Source organism: Pseudarthrobacter sp. KH_020_B, assembly GCF_057840185.1.
The window spans coordinates 3,626,288-3,643,827 of sequence record NZ_CM174506.1 but is presented as its reverse complement, the minus strand read 5'-3'; the positions used below and the strand labels follow the sequence as shown (position 1 = coordinate 3,643,827).

Genomic DNA, 17,540 nt, shown 5'->3' with positions numbered 1-17,540 from the left:
ACGTGGCCTACTCACTGCCAGCAGGTTCCAAGTCCTTACGCCATATGGAGGCCAGGAGTCCGATCACCAGGACAACGGGTGCCCCATACATAAAGGTGTTGAGGACAACCGGCTGGCGCAGGGTGCGGATGGCTTGGCCCACGTAGGGGACGGTGAAAACGTGCCGATCAACGGTCGCTCCATTGAGGGTTGCGGTCCAAGGGTCAGCGCCGTTGTTGGCGTCGCCCCTGGTGCGTACCGCCGTCGTCCCGTCCGCATTGGAGAGGAGCTCTGTGACGCGGTGGGTTTCCACCCGGTTGTCCTCCACGGGGATGTGGTATGTGATGACGTCGCCGACGCTGATCTTGCTGACCGGCGTGGGGACCGTGACCACAACGTCGCCCGGCATGATCAGCGGGGCCATCGAGCCGGTGAGCATGGTGGATGTCTGATAGCCGAACGTACGCGGGCCCACAGCCAGAAACAGGAAGGCAGCAACCGCGACGACAACCATTGCCGTGGTGAAGACACTGAGTCCGCGCCGCAGGCTGGCTTTGAACAGCGTATCGCCACGGTTCCGCCCCCGGGTGCTTGCAGGGATGGAGGTCCCGGCGCCGCCGCGGGGGGTGCGGGGACGCCGGGACAGCTCAGTGACCGGGGCGGCATTGGGAGCCGCCTTGGGAATTTCAGTTACTGTGCTCATCGCTGTCCAGCCCTAAGGGAGAGAGTCCGGTGGAGTGTTGGGGACGGTGCCGGCTTCATGACACCGTCAAGACGGTGGGATCTCTACTTGATCTCGCCGGTACGCTGTGTGCCGGTGAAATCGAACTTGATGGTGCTGGTGGCGCCCTGGAAGGTGTTGGGTGCACTTGTGGGGAGTGACGTGGTCACCTTGAGGGTGTCCGTGGAGCCGGAAGCCAGTGAAGCAAGACCGGGAAGTACGTTGACGCCGATGACCGGAGTCGTGGCCAGGACGACGGTGGGGGCGACGGAGCATCCATAAGGCGCGGCGGTTCCAGTCCAGCCGGTGCTGCAAGACTCAACCTTCAGCTGCAGACCGAATGCGGGGTCCGTGGTCAACAGCGACGGGGTGGTGGTGCTGCCCGTGAGCGTAATGCTGTTCAGGGCCGAGTTGCCAGTGTTGCTCACGGTGGCAATTTTCTCGACGGCATCGCCCGGGAGGAGGCCAGTAACAGGGATGTTCAGAGTGTTGGCGTCGCCTGCTTCGCCGAGGGCGATGATAACGGTGCCGGCGGTGACTGCCTGATTCGCCGAAGTTGTGGAGGTGAACGTACCGTAGGTGCCCATGCCTGCAACGGCGGCGGCGGTGCCTACCAGTGCGGCGGAAGCCAGAATCTTGCCTGAAGTGGTTTTCATGCTGATGCCCAAGAGATAAGTCCTTTATCGACGTCGCCCACTCCAGTGGGCCAGCCGCCCCCCAGCGGGCCGGCTGTGAATGCCAGGCTCACGTGGGCTGGCGAGAATTACTCTTCACGGGCTCGATCAATGAACGACTGGGTATTGAATCAAGGTTTGCTCAAGATTTGGGCGTTTCCGCAGGTCAAGTACATATTGGGATCCATTTGATGGACTAAAGGGCGGTCCGCCCGGGGGTATGGGCGGGCTCGACTGGGTCGCATTTAACGTCGTGAAACGCGCGAATGGCGCCCTCGTGAGGCGTTGCATCTACTATTGTGCATATATGCCTACAATAGTAGACGTTGGAGGTATTGATGCGATTGCAGAATCCGCTTACTGCGCTCAGTCCATCGCTCGACATGGGGGTGCTCTTTGTCCTCGGCCGAGCGGACGCGACCTTTACTGCGCCGGGCATCCAGAAGCTCTTGCCGGAGGACGGCTCCCTTGCCGGCGTTCGCAAGGCATTGCAGCGTCTCACCAGTCAGGGAGTTGTTCTGGAAGACGTTGTGGGCAGGACGCACGCGTTCCGACTAAATCGTGAGCACCTGATTGCAGATGCCATTTTGGCCATGGTCTCGGCCAAGTTGACTCTCGTCGACCGCATTCGTAGCGAAGTTGCTTCGTGGGAATTCGTTCCGCTAAACGTGATGCTCTTCGGTTCGGCCGCGAGGAACGAGATGCGAACCGACAGTGACATAGATATTTTCATTGCTCTTCCCGACTCAGTCGACGACGACCTGGCGGAGGCCCGAATCGCCGACCTTGCCGCGAGAATAGGTGCTTGGACGGGAAATGATGCACGCCCATTGGTCTACAGGGCCAACGAAATTGCCTCAGCGCCAGTCTTTGACTCCGTCATTCGGGACGGCCTGACCATTCTGGGCGAGCCTGGTTGGCTCCTGAAAGTTGTCCGAAAAAGTGGAGTTGCCGGATGAGAACGCTCTCGGGTGACGAGTCAGTTCGCCGAGGCTGCCGTTGTCACCCTGTGCGTACACGCGGGGATCGCAGCGTCAGATGCCATCTGCGTGGCGGCCCTTGGCCAACACGCCCAAGGGCACGACCACAAAGATGCCGTGATGCTCTTGAAGTCAGTGGACGAGGTCTCGGCGAAGCACCTCGGAAACCTGTTAAGCATGAAAACCCGCGCGGGCTACGGATATAGCCCCGTCACCTCGGAACAGTTGAAGAAGGCCGTGCGGGCGATGGACAGCTTGGTGCTCTCAGCGCTCGCCTAGATGCATCTCATCCAACTGGGTGGCATCTGACGTCGCGTCCCTCAGTTCCGGGCTCAGGGTTAGCGGCACGTCAACGTCCACGGCCAGGGCAAGGAGCGTACGGCTGAGGAAGTTTCGCGCGCTCGCGACCAGGTGATTTCCTCGATTGGGCCTGAAGGCCGCGGGGTTCGCCACGCCCCTCGCCGGGGAGGTGCCGCAACCGACCGAGCCGAGGCCGTCGTCGTAATTTTCTGGGTCAGTCCCCAGTTAGCTCCTGCCCCCGGACACGTTGCCAAAGTGGCGCGAAAGGATCACCCTAAAGTAGGCCGCGTTGATATTTAGAGTGTGCGGAGGTCAGAGCCATGAGCACCACTTCAGACGACGTTTTTCCGGTCACTCCGGAGGCAGAGACACACGAACTCAAGCGGGTCCTGGGCCCCAAGCTCCTCCTGCTGTTCATCGTTGGCGACATCCTCGGCGCCGGCGTGTACGCAGTCACCGGAACCATGGCCGGGACAGTGGGCGGCATCGTGTGGCTGCCGTTCCTGCTCGCCTTCGTCGTCGCGACGCTGACCGCCTTTTCCTACCTCGAACTGGTCACCCAGTACCCGCAGGCAGCAGGGGCGGCGCTCTATGTGCACAAAGCCTTCGGTATCCACTTCGTCACGTTCCTCGTGGCATTCGCCGTGGTCTGCTCCGGCATCACCAGCGCCTCCACCTCCGCGAATGTCCTCGCCCAGAATTTCTTCGGCGGCCTGAGGATCAACGGCTGGATGGAGATGCCGGCGCAGGGCGTGATCACCGCCGTGGCCATGGGCTTCATGGTCTTGCTGGCCGCGATCAACCTGCGCGGCGTGGGGGAGAGCGTGAAGTTCAACGTGGTCCTCACGCTGGTGGAGGTAATTGCGCTGTCCATCGTGATCGGCGTCGGCTTCTACGTCATGACGCAGGGCACCGGGAACGCCGGAGAAATCTTCGTCTTCAACGATTACCAGGACAAGGGCATGTTCCTGGCAGTCACAGCGGCGACCTCCATCGCCTTCTTCGCCATGGTGGGCTTTGAGGACTCGGTGAACATGGTGGAGGAGACCAAGCACCCCGAGAAGATTTTCCCGCGGACCATGCTGACCGGCCTCGGCATCGCCGTTCTCCTTTACATGCTGGTGGCCGTCTCCGTGGTCAGCGTGCTGTCGCCCACCGAGCTGGAAAACATCCGGGAAGCAGAAGGCGCCGCGCTGCTGGAGGTAGTGCACAAAGGCTCGCCGGACTTCCCCATCGACAGGGTCTTCCCGTTCCTCGCCGTCTTCGCCGTTGCCAACACCGCGCTGATCAACATGCTGATGGCGAGCCGGCTGATCTACGGCATGGCACGCCAGAACGTCCTGCCGCCTGCCCTGGGGAAGGTCCTGCCGGGCCGCCGCACCCCGTGGGCCGGCATCCTGTTCTCCACCGTCCTCGCGCTGGGACTGATCTGGTACGTCACCGGCGACCCCAAGAGCAACATCGTCGCCAACCTCTCCGGCACCACGGCGTTCCTGCTGCTGTGCGTCTTCACCGTGGTGAACGTGGCCTGCCTGGTGCTTCGCCGCAAGCGCGACCCCAACCGTAAGGTGTTCTTCACGTCGCCGGGTCAGCTGCCGCTGCTTGCCGCCCTGCTGTGTGCCTTCCTCGCCGGGCCGTGGGTGGGCCGCAACGTCATCCAGTACCAGATCGCCGGGGGTCTGATGGCGATCGGGGTGGTGCTTTGGTTTATCACCTGGCTGATCAATCGGCGGACCAACAGGACTGAAGGCGAGCCCGTGGGCACCCAGAACATCGGCAAGGATGACGTTTAGGCGCCTCTAACGGTGCCCGACGACGGCGCTGCCGCCTGGGACACTGAGGCCTGCAGTCTGGTGCCATCGCGCGCTGTCCCCGCGCCTGCGGTGCCGTCAGGCGCCTTGGTGCGTCCCGTCGTCGTGCAGGCGAAGGCATTTGGCTGATGACGAAACTTGTCATCTTGTTTAGGTAATTCTTTGCAGGGTTTCTCTATTCTTTTGATTATTGCCTGCGTACGGTGGGAGCAATATCCGTACGCTTGCTGGGGAGCAACGATGCTTATTGGGGGACGGCGCGCCGCGCCTACATTATTCATCTGCCATGACTGACTATCTCGATATGACCAAAGCCGAGGCCGCCGCCGCGCTCCAGGAGTTTCTCGAGGAACGCGGCCCGGCGCTGGTGCGGCTTCGGGAGCGGCTGGTGGCCGACGGCCAGGACCCTGCTGCGCTCCTTGACGGCACCCCTGAGAGCCTCGTTCCCCTGTGGCGCTGGTTGCTCTCCCGCCTCACGAAACGGGACGCCCCCGGCGCGACGGACACGGCTTCCGTGCCGCGGGAGGCGTGGCCGTCGTGGGAACGGTACACAACCGAGGAAGAGCGGACCCTGTCTCTGGGGTCGCTGGCGCTCCTGGACGGTCTGGTGTCTTACCTCGCGTCAGTAGTGCGGGACGGTGCGCCGCTGGCGCGGTGGGAGATCGCCCACCATCGCATCAAGCGCTACCAGTTCAACAACCACCCGGTGCTGGTCAGCGGCACGGGCGAGATCCACAACTTCCTGCCCGAGCTCCCCGTCGGCGACGCACGCGCTGCCCTTCGCGGGACCCGGGAGTCGCCGGATGACACGATCGCCGCGTATGCGCGGGGGTTGATCGAACAACTAAACCAGGCCGAGGGAGTCACTGCAGAACCCCTTATGCCGGAACCGTTAGTTGAGGTTGAGGACGTCCGCGACGAACCGGGCGGGTATGACTTTGAGATTGGTCTGGGCGATCAGCTCGCCCACGAACGGTCGGCCGAGGTCGACCGGCTGGTCCGCGAGCTATCCGGCGAGGACGGTGTCCACGAGGTCCTCCGGGAGGACCGGGAAATCATCCTGGTGCGCGCACCATCGTGGAGCACCGACGCGCTCCAGGCCTGGATCGCGCGGCGCGTTTGACGATCCTGCCGCCGGACTCGGATGGCGCGTTCAGCGCCCAGGCGCGTCCCGCCGTCGTACTTTTCAAACCGGACGACGACGGCGGCGCTAACCAATGATGGGGCGTTCCTCCGGCAGGCTGTAGAGGCGGGGCCGCGACGACAGGGCCAGCGCGGACGCGACCGTCACGGTACCGATTCTGCCGAGGAACATCAATGCCATGAGCACCCATTCTGCCGACGGCGGAAGGTTGTAGGTGATGCCGGTGCTCATCCCCACGGTGGCGAACGCGGAGATGGATTCGAACAGTACCTTTTCCAGGCTGTAGTCGGTCAGCATCAGCAGCGCCAGGGTGCCGCCCACCACCGCGGCCACACCCAGCAGAGCCACGGACAGGGCCTGGCGCTGGGAGGAGGCGCTGATGGAACGGTGGGCTATGGTCACCTCGTCGCGGCCGCGGATCTCGTTCCAGATGGAGAAACCCAGGACCAGGAACGTGGTGATCTTGATGCCGCCTGCGGTGCCGGCGCTGCCGCCGCCAATGAACATCAGGATGTTGGTGACCATGAGGGTCTCCGGTGACGCCGCGCCGTAGTCGATGCTGTTGAAGCCGGCAGTGCGGGGGAAGACGCCGCCGGCCAGGGAGCCGAGCAGTTTGCCGGTCAGGGACAGGCCGCCGAGTGTTTCGTCCCTGTTCCATTCGAAGGCCGCGAACAGCGTGATGCCAAGGACGAGGAGCAGCAGGGTGCCGTAAACGGTCAGGCGAAGGTGGACGCTCCAGCCCTTGGCTTTGACGTTTCCCCGGAGCAGCTGGATGATGACCGGGAACCCGAGGCCGCCCGCGATGATCGACAGGCAGATGGGGACGATGATCCAGGGGTCCTCCGCGAAGCCGATAAGGCTGTCGCTGTACAGCGCGAAGCCGGCATTGTTGAACGACGAGACGGCGTGGAACACACCATGCCACAGCGCCGTGGCAGGGTTCTGGTCGTAGGCGAGCCAGAAACGGCCGGTCAGGACCGCGGCGGTGGCAGCCTCCATGCCGAGCATGAGCTTCGCCACGCGGAGCAGCACGGCGCGGACGTCGCCCAGGTTGAGCGTGTGCGTTTCGGACTGCGCCACCAGTTGCCCGCGCAGGCCGATGCTTTTTCGGACCAGCAAGGCCAGGAGCGTCGCCAGCGTCATGATGCCGAACCCGCCCACCTGGATCAGTCCCAGAATCACGGTCTGCCCGAACGGGGTCCAGTACGTGGCGGTGTCCACCGTAATCAGCCCGGTAACGCAGACAGCCGACACGGACGTGAACAGGGCGGCCATCAGGGGATCGGCCGAAGGCTCGCTGCCGGTCCGGGCCAGCGGCAGCATCAGCAGCGATGCTCCCAGGATGATGACGGCCAGGAACGCCAGGGGGACGGAGCGGACCGGGTGCAGGAGGGCCCGCCGGACGGCGTTGTCGGTTCCCTTACCGGGGAGCCGCTTGTTCCGCGGGGGTGGCGCCGGCGCGCCATTCCGGAACCTGCTCAGGGACATGGCCTAGCCCACGTGGATGCCGGGGCGGCGGTCAGGATCCGGTTCGTTTTCCCTGATGATTTCGCGGACCACGGGGGCGGTGTCGCCCCGGCCCAGCAGCAGGTAGCGCATGAGGTGCGCCAGGGGGTTGCCTTCAGCCCACTCGAAGTACGCGTGCGGCCTGACACCGGTGGCGTCGCGGAGGGCCAGCAGGATGGCGGCGATGGCGTTGGGTGCGGCCGGGCTTTCGGCGCGGAGCACGCGGTGCCCGTCCACTTCGATGCCGCGCACCTCAAGGACATCGCTGAAACCCGAAGGGTCGGTGACCTCGATTTCAAGGAAGATCACATCGGCAGTGCCGGGCACGGGATTATTCTCGCGCTGCTCGGCTTCCTTCTCACGGTATTCTGCGGCGTCGCGGGCCTGCGGGCGGTTCGCGATCAGGTTGATCCGCCCGTCAAAATCCAGCGTGTCGGTGATGAAGCGGCGGGCTTCGTCGTCGAATTCGATGTTGTGGACCCGGAGCTCGGTGGTGCGGCTGACCCGGGAGACGAGGGAAACCACAATGATGCCCAGGATAAAGAAGCCGGATATTGCCAGGCCATCCGGCTTGGCGATGACGTTGGCCCCCAGCGCGTAGAGCAGGATCAGGGTCAGGATGGTGAAGCCGACGGCGGCGCGCCGCCTCTTGCTGCGGGCGGCGGAGATGCTGACCGCGACGGCGCCGGAGACCATCATGGCCAGGATGCCGGTGGCGTACGCGCCGGCTTGGGCATTGACGTCGGCGTTGAAACCGATGGTGATCAGGATGCTGATGGCGGTGTACACCAGCACCACCGGGCGCACGGCGCGGGACCAGTCCGGGGCCATGCCGTAGGACGGAAGGTAGCGGGGAACGATGTTGATCAGCCCTGCCATGGCGGACGCGCCGGCGAACCACAGGATCAGGATGCTGCTGACGTCGTAGACAGAGCCGAAGCCGTTGCCGAGCAGCTCGTGGGCCAGGTAGGCGAGGGCGCGGCCGTTCGCCTCGCCGCCTGCCTGGAAGGCCTCAGCGGGGATCAGCACCGTCGTCACGAAACTGCTGCCCAGGAGGTACACGCTCATGATCAGGGCGGCTGCGGTGAGCAGTTTCCGGGTGTTGCGGACGCGGGCGGCCAGGCGTTCCTCGGCGGTGGCGCCGGTGGCCGCGACCAGCGGCATCATGCTGACGCCGGTCTCGAAACCGGAAAGCCCCAGGACCAGCAGCGGGAAGGCGAGCAGGGCGGGTCCGGCGATATCGCCGAAGCCGGTTCCTGAGGAGGTGAGCGCCGCCGTCCAGTCAGCCATGGCACCAGGCTGAGTGACGGCGTCGTACAGTCCCACCCCGATGATGACGGCATTTAGCCCCAGGAAGATGGCCACGAGGGGGATGGCGACGGCCACCGCTTCGGAGAAGCCGAGCAGGAACACCCCGCCCAGAATGAGCAGGAGTACCACGGTGATGGCGACTGCCTGACCGTCCAGGAAGGGCGGCAGGTAGGGGTTCTCGAGCATGTGGACGGTGGCGTCGGCGGCGGAGAGGGTGATGGTGATGATCCAGGAGGTGGCTACGAAGCCGAGCAGGATGAGCACAAAGATTTTGCCGCGCCAGAACGGCAGGAGCTTTTCCAGCATGGCCACCGATCCCTGTCCGTGCGGGCTCTCGTGGGCCACCCGTCGGTACATCGGCAGCATGCCCAGCAGGGTCAGGCCGACGATCAGCAAGGTAGCCAACGGGGAGAGCGCCCCGGCGGCGAGGGCGGCGATGCCGGGCAGGTAGGAGAGCGTGGAAAAGTAGTCCACCCCGGTGAGGCACATGACCTTCCACCAGCTGTGGGTGGGAACCTGGTTCTCAGCACTTTCCGGGCCCACCGGCTGGTGCACAGTGTGCTCGAGCAGCCACCGCGTGAGCCGGTTTCCGGGTCCGCCGTCGCGTTCGGGGTTGGGAACGCTGGCGGGAATGGAGAAGCGGGTGGGTGCAGTCAACGGGTTACTTTCTGTACCCCGCGCAGGCGGGATTGGGGTGAATAACCAACGGAGCGTAGCACCGGGCCGAGGGCCCTTTGCGGGAAAACGCGGGATCTTAACGCATCCTTAACGCCTGCAAACGGGGGTGTATTAGGGGCTTGCACTCCAGCTACTTAGCGCTACTATGTACTGGTAGCTAGTAACACTGAGTAGTCGAAGGAGGCATCCAGTGGGCAAACAAATGACCGAGATGCTCAAAGGGACACTGGAGGGCATTGTCCTGGCCCTCCTGACCGGGAACCCGGCGTACGGATACGAAATCACCACGCAACTCCGGGCGCAGGGCTTCCCCGATATCGCCGAGGGCACCGTGTACGCGCTGCTCGTCAGGATCGAGCAGAAGGGCCTGGTGGACGTTGAGAAGCGGCCATCCGAGAAGGGCCCCCCGCGCAAGGTGTACACCCTCAACACCCAGGGCCACCAGGAACTGGACGAATTCTGGAACACATGGAGCTTCTTGTCCGAACGGCTGGAACAGCTCCGCAAGGGAGGAAAGTGACATGGCAGCAAAATGGATCGAGCTGGTGACCGGCTCGCTCGAGCAGAAGAAGCAGTACAAGCAGGCCAAGGCACGGCTGGACGCCCTGCCTGAGCCCTACCTCTCAGTGGCGAACGCCTTCAACCGGTACTTCATGTACTACGGCGGGGTCACCGAGGGGGACACGATCGTGCAGATGCACACGGACCTCGCGGACCTGTGGGAACGCGCCGCCATCGACGGCACGCCCGTGAGTGAGATCGTCGGCGAAGATCCTATCGAGTTCGCCGAAAGCTTCGCCCAGGCATACGGCGGAAAGCGCTGGATTGATAAGGAACGCGAGCGCCTCACCAAGGCGGTCGATAAGGCGAAGGAGGCAGGATCATGACGGCGACGACAATCCGGGTGCAGGGCCTGGAGAAGTCCTTTAAGGATCTGCACGTGCTGCGCGGTGTGGACTTCGAGGTGGCGGCCGGCAGCATCTTCGCGCTGCTCGGCTCCAACGGAGCGGGCAAGACGACGATAGTGAAGATCCTGTCCACTCTCCTGAAAGCCGATGCCGGCACGGCCACCGTGAACGGATTCGACGTCGCGGCGGAGGCGCTCCACGTCCGGGAGTCCATCAGCCTGACCGGGCAGTTCGCCGCCGTCGACGAGATCCTGTCGGGCCGGGAGAACCTGGTGCTGGTGGCCAGGCTGCGGCACCTGAAGGATCCGGGCGGGGTGGCGGACGGCCTGCTGGCACGCTTCAACCTCACCGATGCAGGCCCGCGAAAAGTGGCCACGTACTCCGGTGGCATGCGCCGCCGGCTGGACATCGCCATGAGCCTGATCGGCAACCCGTCGGTCATCTTCCTCGACGAGCCGACCACCGGGCTCGACCCGCAGGCGCGCATCGACGTGTGGCAGACCGTCAAGGAGCTCGCGGACAACGGCACAACAGTGCTGCTCACCACGCAATACCTCGACGAGGCAGAGCATCTCGCCGACCGCATCGCGATCCTGCACAAGGGCACGATCATCCAGAACGGCACGCTCGAGGTGCTCAAGCGGCTGCTGCCGCCGGCTGAGATCGAGTATGTCGAGAAGCAGCCCTCCCTCGAAGACGTCTTCCTGGCGCTCGTCGGCGAGACGGCTGAAGAGCAGGAAGAGAACAAGGAGGCATCCCGATGACCACCCACGTCCTCAGCGACACCGGCGTCCTCACCGGCCGGTCGCTGCGCCACATCCTCCGCAGCCCCGACACGATCATCACCACAGCGGTCACCCCGATCGCGCTGATGCTGCTGTTCGTGTTCGTGCTCGGCGGCGCGATCAACACCGGTTCCGACGAGTCGTACATCAACTACATGCTCCCCGGCATCCTGCTGATCACGATCGCGTCCGGCATCGCATATACCGCCTACCGCCTGTTCCTCGACATGCAGGGCGGCATCTTCGAACGCTTCCAGTCCATGCCCATCGCGCGGTCGAGCGTGCTCTGGGCGCACGTGCTCACCTCGCTGGTTGCCAACCTCGTCTCGGTCGCGATCGTCGTCGGCGTGGCCCTCCTCATGGGCTTCCGCACCGGAGCCTCCGTGGGCGCCTGGCTTGCAGTCGCCGGCATCCTGGTCCTGTTTACGCTCGCCCTGACCTGGCTGGCCGTGATCGCCGGGCTCTCCGCGAAGACCGTGGACGGCGCGAGCGCGTTCAGCTACCCGCTGATTTTCCTGCCGTTCATCAGCTCCGCCTTCGTCCCGACGGAGACCATGCCGGGTCCGGTCCGCTGGTTCGCCGAGAACCAGCCCGTCACCTCGATCGTCAACACCATCCAGGATCTGTTTGCACAGCAGCCGGTGGGCAACGACATCTGGATCGCCCTCGCCTGGTGCCTCGGCGGCCTCGTTCTCGCCTACTTCTTCGCCATGACCGCCTATCGGCGCAAAATCACCTAAGGCGCCATCCCGCCGTCGTCCGCCGTCGCCCGCTGACGGCGGCTGGCGCGCTCAGCGCGTTGGTGAGTCCCGCCGTCGTGCGGCATATGCGAACAGGGACGTGGTGGCCACGGTGGCCAGGTACCCGGCGATCACGATGAGCGAGATCCCGGCCCAGAAGTAGTTGGTGGAGCTGCCCTCCTGGAGCGGGCCCGGGGCGATCCTGGCCAGCGAATACACCGCCACCCCCGCGGAAGCCAGGCCGATCACCACCGGCAGCGTGAGCCAGATTTTCGCCGAGCCCACATGCCTGCCGAAGCCGTCCCACACGTTCCACGCGGCGCCGTTCCGCATGATCAGCCAGCCGGCGGGGATCATAAACGCGCCCACCAAGAGGAAGGCTGCGACGACGTCGGCCGGGCGGTGCCACTGGTTGATCAGCGTGGATACCCCGGAAGCGATCGCGAACGTGCCGCCCACAAAACCGGCCAGCGGACGCCACCGCGGCGAGGCCATCAGGAACACCGCCGCCGCAGCCGACGCCGCCAGCGTGGTGTGGCCGGACGGCAGCGAGTTCAGCTCCAGCGTCACTACCCCCTTGTCCGGGCGGGCGGGCAGCACTTCCTTCAGGACCTGCGTGGCGATGTTCGCGCCGATGCATGCGGTGACTGCAATCCCGGCAGCAGACCACCGCCGCCGGATCACCGTGACAAACAGGATCACGACGGCGGCCACCACCAGTGAGATGGTGGGCAGCCAGTCCAGGAACTCGGTGGCTGCCTTGCCCGCGGGCCCGTGGATGTCCACGGCTTCGACCAGCGCGGATTCATCGATGAACTGGCCCGTGGTGGTCTGGACGAAGTAGTAGTAAGTGGCGACCAGGCCGACGACGCAGGCGAGCCAGGCGAACGCGAACATAAAGCCGGAGCCCGGGGTGGGGCGGGCCGGGGTCCGCGGCGGTGCCTGGCGTGGAATGGTCATCGGTTAAGGGTGTCACAGAAAACTGGGAGCCCTCGCCCAACTAGCTCGCACTTAACGTCGTGAAAACGCGGAATGACGACGTTAAGTGCGAGCTAGTTGGGTGGGCGGGGTTGGCTTGGATGTGACACTTGACACGTGTTAGGTCGGCGCCATAAGCTACCTCACACGTGTTAGGAAGGAAATTGATATGACCGGTGCCACAAATGGCCGCCTGCGTGAATTCTCACGCCGGACCGCCCTGGGTGCCCTGGGAGTAGGAATTGTGGGAGCAACGGTGGCATCGTGGCCCCGGCTCTCCGGAACCGACATTCCCGGGCGGGGCGACAACAGCCTCAGCATTGCCATCATGGGGACCGCCGCCGATGCCGCCGCGCGCCAGCGTGCCATCGACGCGTTCACCCGCCTCCACCCGGACATCCGGGTCAAGGTCCAGGCCATCCAGGCCGTGGACTGGAAAGACTTCTTCACCAAGATCCTCACCATGGTGGCCGCCGGCACACCGCCCGACGTCGTCTACGTCGCCACCGAGGGCGCGCAGCTCTTCGCCGACAAGCTGGCCCACCCGCTGGACGAATACCTGCGCCGCGACGCCGCGGACATGGCCGAGTTCTTCGACGACGTCCACCCCAGCCTGGTGGAGGCCTTTATGTACAAGGGCAGCCTCTTCCAGCTCCCCATGGACTGGAACGCCGCCAACATGTACTACAACACCACCGCCTTCGCGCAGGCGGGGCTGGACCGCCCCGCGGACGACTGGACCAACGTGGACTTCCGCAACAGCCTCGCCGCGATGCGCAAGGCCCGGCCGTCCGACTTCACCCCGTACTACTGGACCAATCGGCTCTTCGGCGGCGTGGTGCCCTGGCTCTACGCCAACGACACCAGCTTCCTGAAGGAGACCCGGTCCACCGGCGGGGACTGGCTCTGGGACTCCTTCTACGCCAACGACCCCTCCCGCGGCCTGCGCTCCGGCGGCTACCAGTGGCTGGAACCCAACGCGGACGACCCCCGCGTATTCGAGACCTTCGACTACCTCCGTGGCCTGGTCAAGGACGGCCTCGGTGTCCGGCCCGAGGAAGGCGGCGGCAGTTCCCTGGTGGGACTCTTCGCCTCCAACCGGATCGGCACCACCCCGGCCGGCGGCTACTGGGTCCAGGGACTGCACGAGGCCGGCATGAAGGAGAACGACTACGACGTCGCGTTCTTCCCCAAGTGGCGGACGCAGCGGCACCAGTTCGGCACGGCCGGCTACGCCATCATGAAAACCGCCAAGGACAAGGACGCCGCCTGGGAATGGATCAAGTTCAGTGCCAGCCGCGAGGCCATGGAGCTGATCTTCCCCAACCCGGTCACCACCCCCGCCCGCCGCTCCATGGTCAACGAGGCCCTGTACGCAGGCAAGGGCCCGGCGCACTGGAAGGTCTTCTACGACACGCTGGACAAGTACCCCACCACGGGCCCCATCCCGGCGCCGCCGCAGCAGGCCGCCGTCGAAACGGCCCTGATGAAAAACGTCTCGCTGGCCGTCAGCGGCGACGAGCGCCAGCTCAAGCAGGCCCTCGAGTCCATGCAGCGCGATCTTGAACTGGCCCTGAGGAGGCAGTCGTGAGCACCACCATCCCTCGCCGGGAGCGGCCAAAGCCGCACGCGAAACCAAAGCAGGCCGCCAAACCGGCAACACCCGGCACCTCCCAGAAAGAGTCCGGCCGGCACAGCCAGCGTTGGCTTGCCTGGATCTTCCTGGCCCCCACCATCGTGGGTATGGGCCTGTTCACGCTGGTGCCCATCGCGGCGTCGGTGGTCCTGGCGTTCTTCCGCTGGGACATCATCTCCGCCCCGACGTTCGTGGGCTTCGACAACTTCGCCGAAGTGGTCCAGGACCCCACGGTCCGGGTGTCGTTCCTGAACACCATCGTGTTTGTGATTGTGGCGGTGGCCCTCCAGCTCGGCCTGGCGCTGGCGCTCGCGGTGATGGTGCAGGAGAAGATGCCTGCCTGGCTGCGGACAGTCTTCCGCTCGGCCTTCTTCTTCCCGCTGATCCTCTCCGCCGCCTCGGTCTCCATTTTTATGCGGTACCTCTTCAATGAGCAGTTCGGCGTGGTCAACTGGTTCCTGTCCCTCGCCGGCATCCCCGCGGTGCCGTGGCTGACCACCCCAGGCGGGTCCGCCGCCGTCGTGATTCTGGTTTATGTGTGGCAGAACTTCGGGTTCTCCTTCCTGCTGTTCATCGGCGGGCTGGCGTCGATCCCCACGGAAACCTATGAGGCGGCCTCGCTGGACGGCGCCACCGGCTGGCGCAAGCACGTTCACGTGACCCTGCCGCTGCTCAGTCCCACCACCCTGCTGGCGTCCGTGATGGCCATCATCAGCGCACTCCAGGTGTTCGACCAGCCGTACGTCCTGACCCGCGGCGGGCCTGGCGACTCCACCCGCACCGCCGTGATGGTGATCTTCGAATCCGCATTCCAGCGCCTCGAATTCGGCCAGGCATCGGCCATCGGCGTGATCCTGACCCTCATCATCATGGCCATCACCGCCGCGCAGTTCCGGCTCAGCAAACGATTCGTCTTCTACCAGTAAGGCCAGCCATGTCTACCACTACAGAGCGTGTATCCACCGGCACGTCCCCCGCGGTGCCTGGCCGCCAACAGCGGAAGCCGAACTGGAACCTGGTCCTCCGCGTACTCCTGCTGACCATCGCGGCCGTCCTGACGCTGGGCCCGGTGATGTGGACCCTGTCCACCTCGCTGCGGTCGCCGTCGGAATCGTTCCAGCTGCCGCCGTCGTTCTTCCCCTGGAACCCCGACTTCACGTCCTACGCGCAGGTCTTCCAGCAGCTGGACATCGTCCTCCTGGTGCTGAACAGTGCCCTGGTCACCGGGCTCATCGCCGTCGGGCAGATGGTGACGGCCGCGATGGCCGGCTACGCCTTCGCCAACCTGAAGTTCCGCGGCCGCGGGGCCCTGTTCTCGATCGTGCTGGCCACCATGATGGTGCCGGTGCAGGTGACCATCGTGCCCGTGTTTATGCTGATCCGCGGCATGGGGCTTTCGGACACCCTCCTGGCGCTGATCCTGCCGGCCATCCCGACGGCGTTCGGCACCTTCCTGATGCGGCAGTACTTCCTGGGGCTGCCCACCGACCTCGCTGAAGCGGCATCGATCGACGGCGCCTCACCCTGGCGGACCTTCCGCTCGGTCTACGCCCCGCTGGCCGTCCCAGGCATGGCGATCGTGGGCATCCTCGCCTTCAATTTCCACTGGAACGAGTTTTTCCGGCCGCTCATCATGACCATCTCGGAACAGAACTTCACCCTTCCTCTGGGCCTCGTCTCCCTGCAGGGCAACCTGGGCACGGGCAGCATCTCCGTGGTCCTGGCCGGCGTGGTCCTGTCCATGATCCCCGCCCTGGTGGTCTTCATCTTCGGCCAGCGCGCGCTGCAGGACGGCCTCACCGCCGGCAGCGGCAAATAACCACCATCTCTGAAAGGCTTACTTCCATGTCATCCCCGGACCTCGCCGCCGCCGACTTCGCCCGCCTGGCCGCCGCCCACCCCGACCCCGCGTTTCCGCACTTCCACCCCCGCCCCGCCCAGGGCTGGATCAACGACCCCAACGGCATCAGCCACGTCAACGGCCGGTACCACGTCTTCTTCCAGTACAACCCCGCGTCCGCCCGGCACCACAAGATCGCGTGGGGCCACATCAGCTCCGCGGACCTGGTGCGCTGGGAGGAGCACCCCGTGGCGCTGCGCCCGCAGGACGGCGGGCCGGACGAGTACGGCTGCTGGACCGGTGTGGTGACGGACGACGGCGGCGTCCCCACCGCCGCGTACTCCGGCGTCCGTGGCGACGGCGGCCCCTCCCAGGTGGTCATCTCCCGCGGTTCCGCGGACCTCGTCTCGTGGACCCAGGACGGTCACGTCGCGGCGTCCATGCCGGCCGACCCGCAAGTGACGGCGGTCCGGGACCCGTTCATCTTCCGCTTCAACGGCAAGCGCTACGCGATGCAGGGCGCCGGGCTGGCCACCGGCCACGCGGCCCTCCTGCTGTACACCGTGGAGGACCTGTCCGACTGGAAGTACCAGGGCATCTGGCTCACGTCCGAGAACCCAGTTGCCGGTGCCTTCACGCCGGCCGAGATCTGGGAGTGCCCGCAGCTGGTGCGGGTGCCGTCCGTTTCCTCCGCTGAATCCCGGTCCGCTGAATCACCGTCCGGGGACGACGCCTGGGTCATGATGTTTTCGCTGTGGCTTTCCGGCGACGACCACGAGCACGCCAACGGTGTGGGCCACCTGATCGGCTCCCTGGCCGAAAACCCCGCCACCGGCCTGCCGGTGTTCTCCCCGGAGACCGGCGGAAAGTCGGACCTGGGCCGGGACTTCTACGCGCCGCAGATCGTGCAGCTGCAGGACGGTGCCGGCACGGAACCGAAGGCGCTGCTGTGGGGCTGGGCCAATGAAGGGCCGGGACGGGACGGCCGCCGGGGCCGCAACCAGGACGAAATCGACGCCGCGGGCTGGGCCGGTGTGCTCACGCACCCGCGCCTGCTGTCGGTGGTGGACGGTTCCCTGGCCGTGACACCCGCGCCGGAGGTGGATGCATACCGGGGCGCGCTGCTGGCATCGCAGGTTGCCGGGAGCCTTGAGCTGCCGCCGTATGCCGAGGCCGTTGTGAGCGGTGGGCCGGCGGCGCTGGCCGCGGACGCCGTCGTCGAACTTTCGCTGGTGGCCGATGGCTCAACGGATGCCGGGCAGGTGGTGTTCAGTGGGGCACTGGCGGCGGGGGAGGAGCTGCGGGTGTTTGTAGACGCGTCGCTGGTGGAGGTGTACCGGAGCGGTTCGGTGGCCACCACCCTGCGCGCTTACCCGGCGGCTGGCGAGCGGTGGGTGCTGCGGCTTCCCGAGGGCGCGGCCGCGGACGTCTGGCAGCTGGAACAGCCTCAGTAGGGAGGGTTTGGCGCGAAAGGACACTTGAGGCCCCACAGACAAGGGCCTCAAGTGTCCGTTCGCGCTGTACGCAGGGCCTCAAGTGTCCTTTCGCG

General features: G+C 65.3%; 17 protein-coding genes. 12 read left to right on the top strand and 5 right to left on the bottom strand.

Annotated elements, in window-relative coordinates:
• Positions 1–7: 7 nt before the first annotated feature.
• Entirely contained in the window at positions 8–682 is a 675-nt protein-coding gene (locus AC3IT0_RS16860; protein WP_489320830.1) for a signal peptidase I, read from the bottom strand.
• 83 nt (positions 683–765) lie between these two features.
• Positions 766–1,356: a TasA family protein gene (locus AC3IT0_RS16855; protein ID WP_489320829.1), complete on the bottom strand. Its 591-nt coding sequence runs from the start codon at positions 1,354–1,356 to the stop codon at positions 766–768.
• 356 nt (positions 1,357–1,712) lie between these two features.
• Here AC3IT0_RS16855 and AC3IT0_RS16850 point away from each other — a divergent pair, with 356 nt between their 5' ends.
• The 4 genes from AC3IT0_RS16850 to AC3IT0_RS16835 all read left to right on the top strand — a co-directional run bounded on the left by AC3IT0_RS16850 (position 1,713) and on the right by AC3IT0_RS16835 (position 5,588).
• Positions 1,713–2,333 (top strand): nucleotidyltransferase domain-containing protein, encoded by a 621-nt coding sequence (locus AC3IT0_RS16850; RefSeq protein WP_489320828.1) that lies wholly within the window; start codon positions 1,713–1,715, stop codon positions 2,331–2,333.
• A 12-nt stretch (positions 2,334–2,345) separates the two neighbouring features.
• A complete protein-coding gene (locus tag AC3IT0_RS16845; protein WP_489320827.1) occupies positions 2,346–2,633 on the top strand; it encodes a hypothetical protein in 288 nt (95 codons plus the stop codon).
• A gap of 341 nt (positions 2,634–2,974) precedes the next feature.
• Positions 2,975–4,447, top strand: a complete 1,473-nt coding sequence (locus tag AC3IT0_RS16840; protein ID WP_489320826.1) for an APC family permease — start codon at positions 2,975–2,977, stop codon at positions 4,445–4,447.
• Positions 4,448–4,751: 304 nt separating this feature from the next.
• A complete protein-coding gene (locus AC3IT0_RS16835) occupies positions 4,752–5,588 on the top strand; it encodes a hypothetical protein (protein ID WP_489320825.1) in 837 nt (278 codons plus the stop codon).
• A gap of 87 nt (positions 5,589–5,675) precedes the next feature.
• Here the strand turns inward: AC3IT0_RS16835 and AC3IT0_RS16830 are convergent, their stop codons facing one another.
• Positions 5,676–7,097: a TrkH family potassium uptake protein gene (locus AC3IT0_RS16830; protein ID WP_489320824.1), complete on the bottom strand. Its 1,422-nt coding sequence runs from the start codon at positions 7,095–7,097 to the stop codon at positions 5,676–5,678.
• 3 nt (positions 7,098–7,100) lie between these two features.
• Positions 7,101–9,083, bottom strand: a complete 1,983-nt coding sequence (locus AC3IT0_RS16825; protein WP_489320823.1) for an APC family permease — start codon at positions 9,081–9,083, stop codon at positions 7,101–7,103.
• A gap of 211 nt (positions 9,084–9,294) precedes the next feature.
• Here AC3IT0_RS16825 and AC3IT0_RS16820 point away from each other — a divergent pair, with 211 nt between their 5' ends.
• From AC3IT0_RS16820 to AC3IT0_RS16805, 4 genes are read left to right on the top strand one after another with little or no spacing between them, the layout of a single operon-like run.
• Positions 9,295–9,624 carry a PadR family transcriptional regulator gene (locus AC3IT0_RS16820; RefSeq protein ID WP_489320822.1) on the top strand — a complete coding sequence of 110 codons (330 nt, stop codon included), beginning with the start codon at positions 9,295–9,297 and terminating at the stop codon, positions 9,622–9,624.
• Between the two features lies 1 nt (position 9,625).
• Positions 9,626–9,991, top strand: a complete 366-nt coding sequence (locus AC3IT0_RS16815; protein WP_489320821.1) for a DUF1048 domain-containing protein — start codon at positions 9,626–9,628, stop codon at positions 9,989–9,991.
• Positions 9,988–10,776 (top strand): ABC transporter ATP-binding protein, encoded by a 789-nt coding sequence (locus AC3IT0_RS16810; RefSeq protein WP_489320820.1) that lies wholly within the window; start codon positions 9,988–9,990, stop codon positions 10,774–10,776. Before AC3IT0_RS16815 ends, AC3IT0_RS16810 begins: the two co-directional genes overlap by 4 nt.
• Positions 10,773–11,537 (top strand): ABC transporter permease, encoded by a 765-nt coding sequence (locus tag AC3IT0_RS16805; RefSeq protein WP_489320819.1) that lies wholly within the window; start codon positions 10,773–10,775, stop codon positions 11,535–11,537. Before AC3IT0_RS16810 ends, AC3IT0_RS16805 begins: the two co-directional genes overlap by 4 nt.
• 51 nt (positions 11,538–11,588) lie before the next feature.
• Here the strand turns inward: AC3IT0_RS16805 and AC3IT0_RS16800 are convergent, their stop codons facing one another.
• Positions 11,589–12,497 carry a phosphatase PAP2 family protein gene (locus AC3IT0_RS16800; RefSeq protein ID WP_489320818.1) on the bottom strand — a complete coding sequence of 303 codons (909 nt, stop codon included), beginning with the start codon at positions 12,495–12,497 and terminating at the stop codon, positions 11,589–11,591.
• Positions 12,498–12,684: 187 nt separating this feature from the next.
• On the opposite strand from AC3IT0_RS16800, the gene AC3IT0_RS16795 reads away from it, so the two are divergent.
• From AC3IT0_RS16795 to AC3IT0_RS16780, 4 genes are all read left to right on the top strand, one after another.
• The gene (locus AC3IT0_RS16795) at positions 12,685–14,106 is read left to right on the top strand and encodes an extracellular solute-binding protein (RefSeq protein WP_489320817.1); all 1,422 of its coding nucleotides are present in this window, start codon (positions 12,685–12,687) and stop codon (positions 14,104–14,106) included.
• Positions 14,107–14,231: 125 nt separating this feature from the next.
• Positions 14,232–15,077 carry a carbohydrate ABC transporter permease gene (locus AC3IT0_RS16790; RefSeq protein ID WP_489323830.1) on the top strand — a complete coding sequence of 282 codons (846 nt, stop codon included), beginning with the start codon at positions 14,232–14,234 and terminating at the stop codon, positions 15,075–15,077.
• Between the two features lie 8 nt (positions 15,078–15,085).
• The gene (locus AC3IT0_RS16785; protein WP_489320816.1) at positions 15,086–15,970 is read left to right on the top strand and encodes a carbohydrate ABC transporter permease; all 885 of its coding nucleotides are present in this window, start codon (positions 15,086–15,088) and stop codon (positions 15,968–15,970) included.
• Positions 15,971–15,996: 26 nt separating this feature from the next.
• Complete coding sequence (locus AC3IT0_RS16780; protein ID WP_489320815.1) at positions 15,997–17,445, top strand: glycoside hydrolase family 32 protein; 1,449 nt, start codon at positions 15,997–15,999, stop codon at positions 17,443–17,445.
• The last annotated feature ends 95 nt before the right edge of the window (positions 17,446–17,540 follow it).

Bases quoted from the DNA above. Each gene is read 5' to 3' on its own strand.
- AC3IT0_RS16855 (WP_489320829.1), bottom strand. From the start codon at position 1,356: ATGAAAACCACTTCAGGCAAGATTCTGGCTTCCGCCGCACTGGTAGGC.
- AC3IT0_RS16840 (WP_489320826.1), top strand. From the start codon at position 2,975: ATGAGCACCACTTCAGACGACGTTTTTCCGGTCACTCCGGAGGCAGAG.
- AC3IT0_RS16815 (WP_489320821.1), top strand. From the start codon at position 9,626: ATGGCAGCAAAATGGATCGAGCTGGTGACCGGCTCGCTCGAGCAGAAG.
- AC3IT0_RS16785 (WP_489320816.1), top strand. From the start codon at position 15,086: ATGTCTACCACTACAGAGCGTGTATCCACCGGCACGTCCCCCGCGGTG.
- AC3IT0_RS16835 (WP_489320825.1), top strand. From the start codon at position 4,752: ATGACTGACTATCTCGATATGACCAAAGCCGAGGCCGCCGCCGCGCTC.
- AC3IT0_RS16795 (WP_489320817.1), top strand. From the start codon at position 12,685: ATGACCGGTGCCACAAATGGCCGCCTGCGTGAATTCTCACGCCGGACC.
- AC3IT0_RS16860 (WP_489320830.1), bottom strand. From the start codon at position 682: ATGAGCACAGTAACTGAAATTCCCAAGGCGGCTCCCAATGCCGCCCCG.
- AC3IT0_RS16780 (WP_489320815.1), top strand. From the start codon at position 15,997: ATGTCATCCCCGGACCTCGCCGCCGCCGACTTCGCCCGCCTGGCCGCC.
- AC3IT0_RS16805 (WP_489320819.1), top strand. From the start codon at position 10,773: ATGACCACCCACGTCCTCAGCGACACCGGCGTCCTCACCGGCCGGTCG.
- AC3IT0_RS16830 (WP_489320824.1), bottom strand. From the start codon at position 7,097: ATGTCCCTGAGCAGGTTCCGGAATGGCGCGCCGGCGCCACCCCCGCGG.
- AC3IT0_RS16800 (WP_489320818.1), bottom strand. From the start codon at position 12,497: ATGACCATTCCACGCCAGGCACCGCCGCGGACCCCGGCCCGCCCCACC.
- AC3IT0_RS16810 (WP_489320820.1), top strand. From the start codon at position 9,988: ATGACGGCGACGACAATCCGGGTGCAGGGCCTGGAGAAGTCCTTTAAG.
- AC3IT0_RS16850 (WP_489320828.1), top strand. From the start codon at position 1,713: ATGCGATTGCAGAATCCGCTTACTGCGCTCAGTCCATCGCTCGACATG.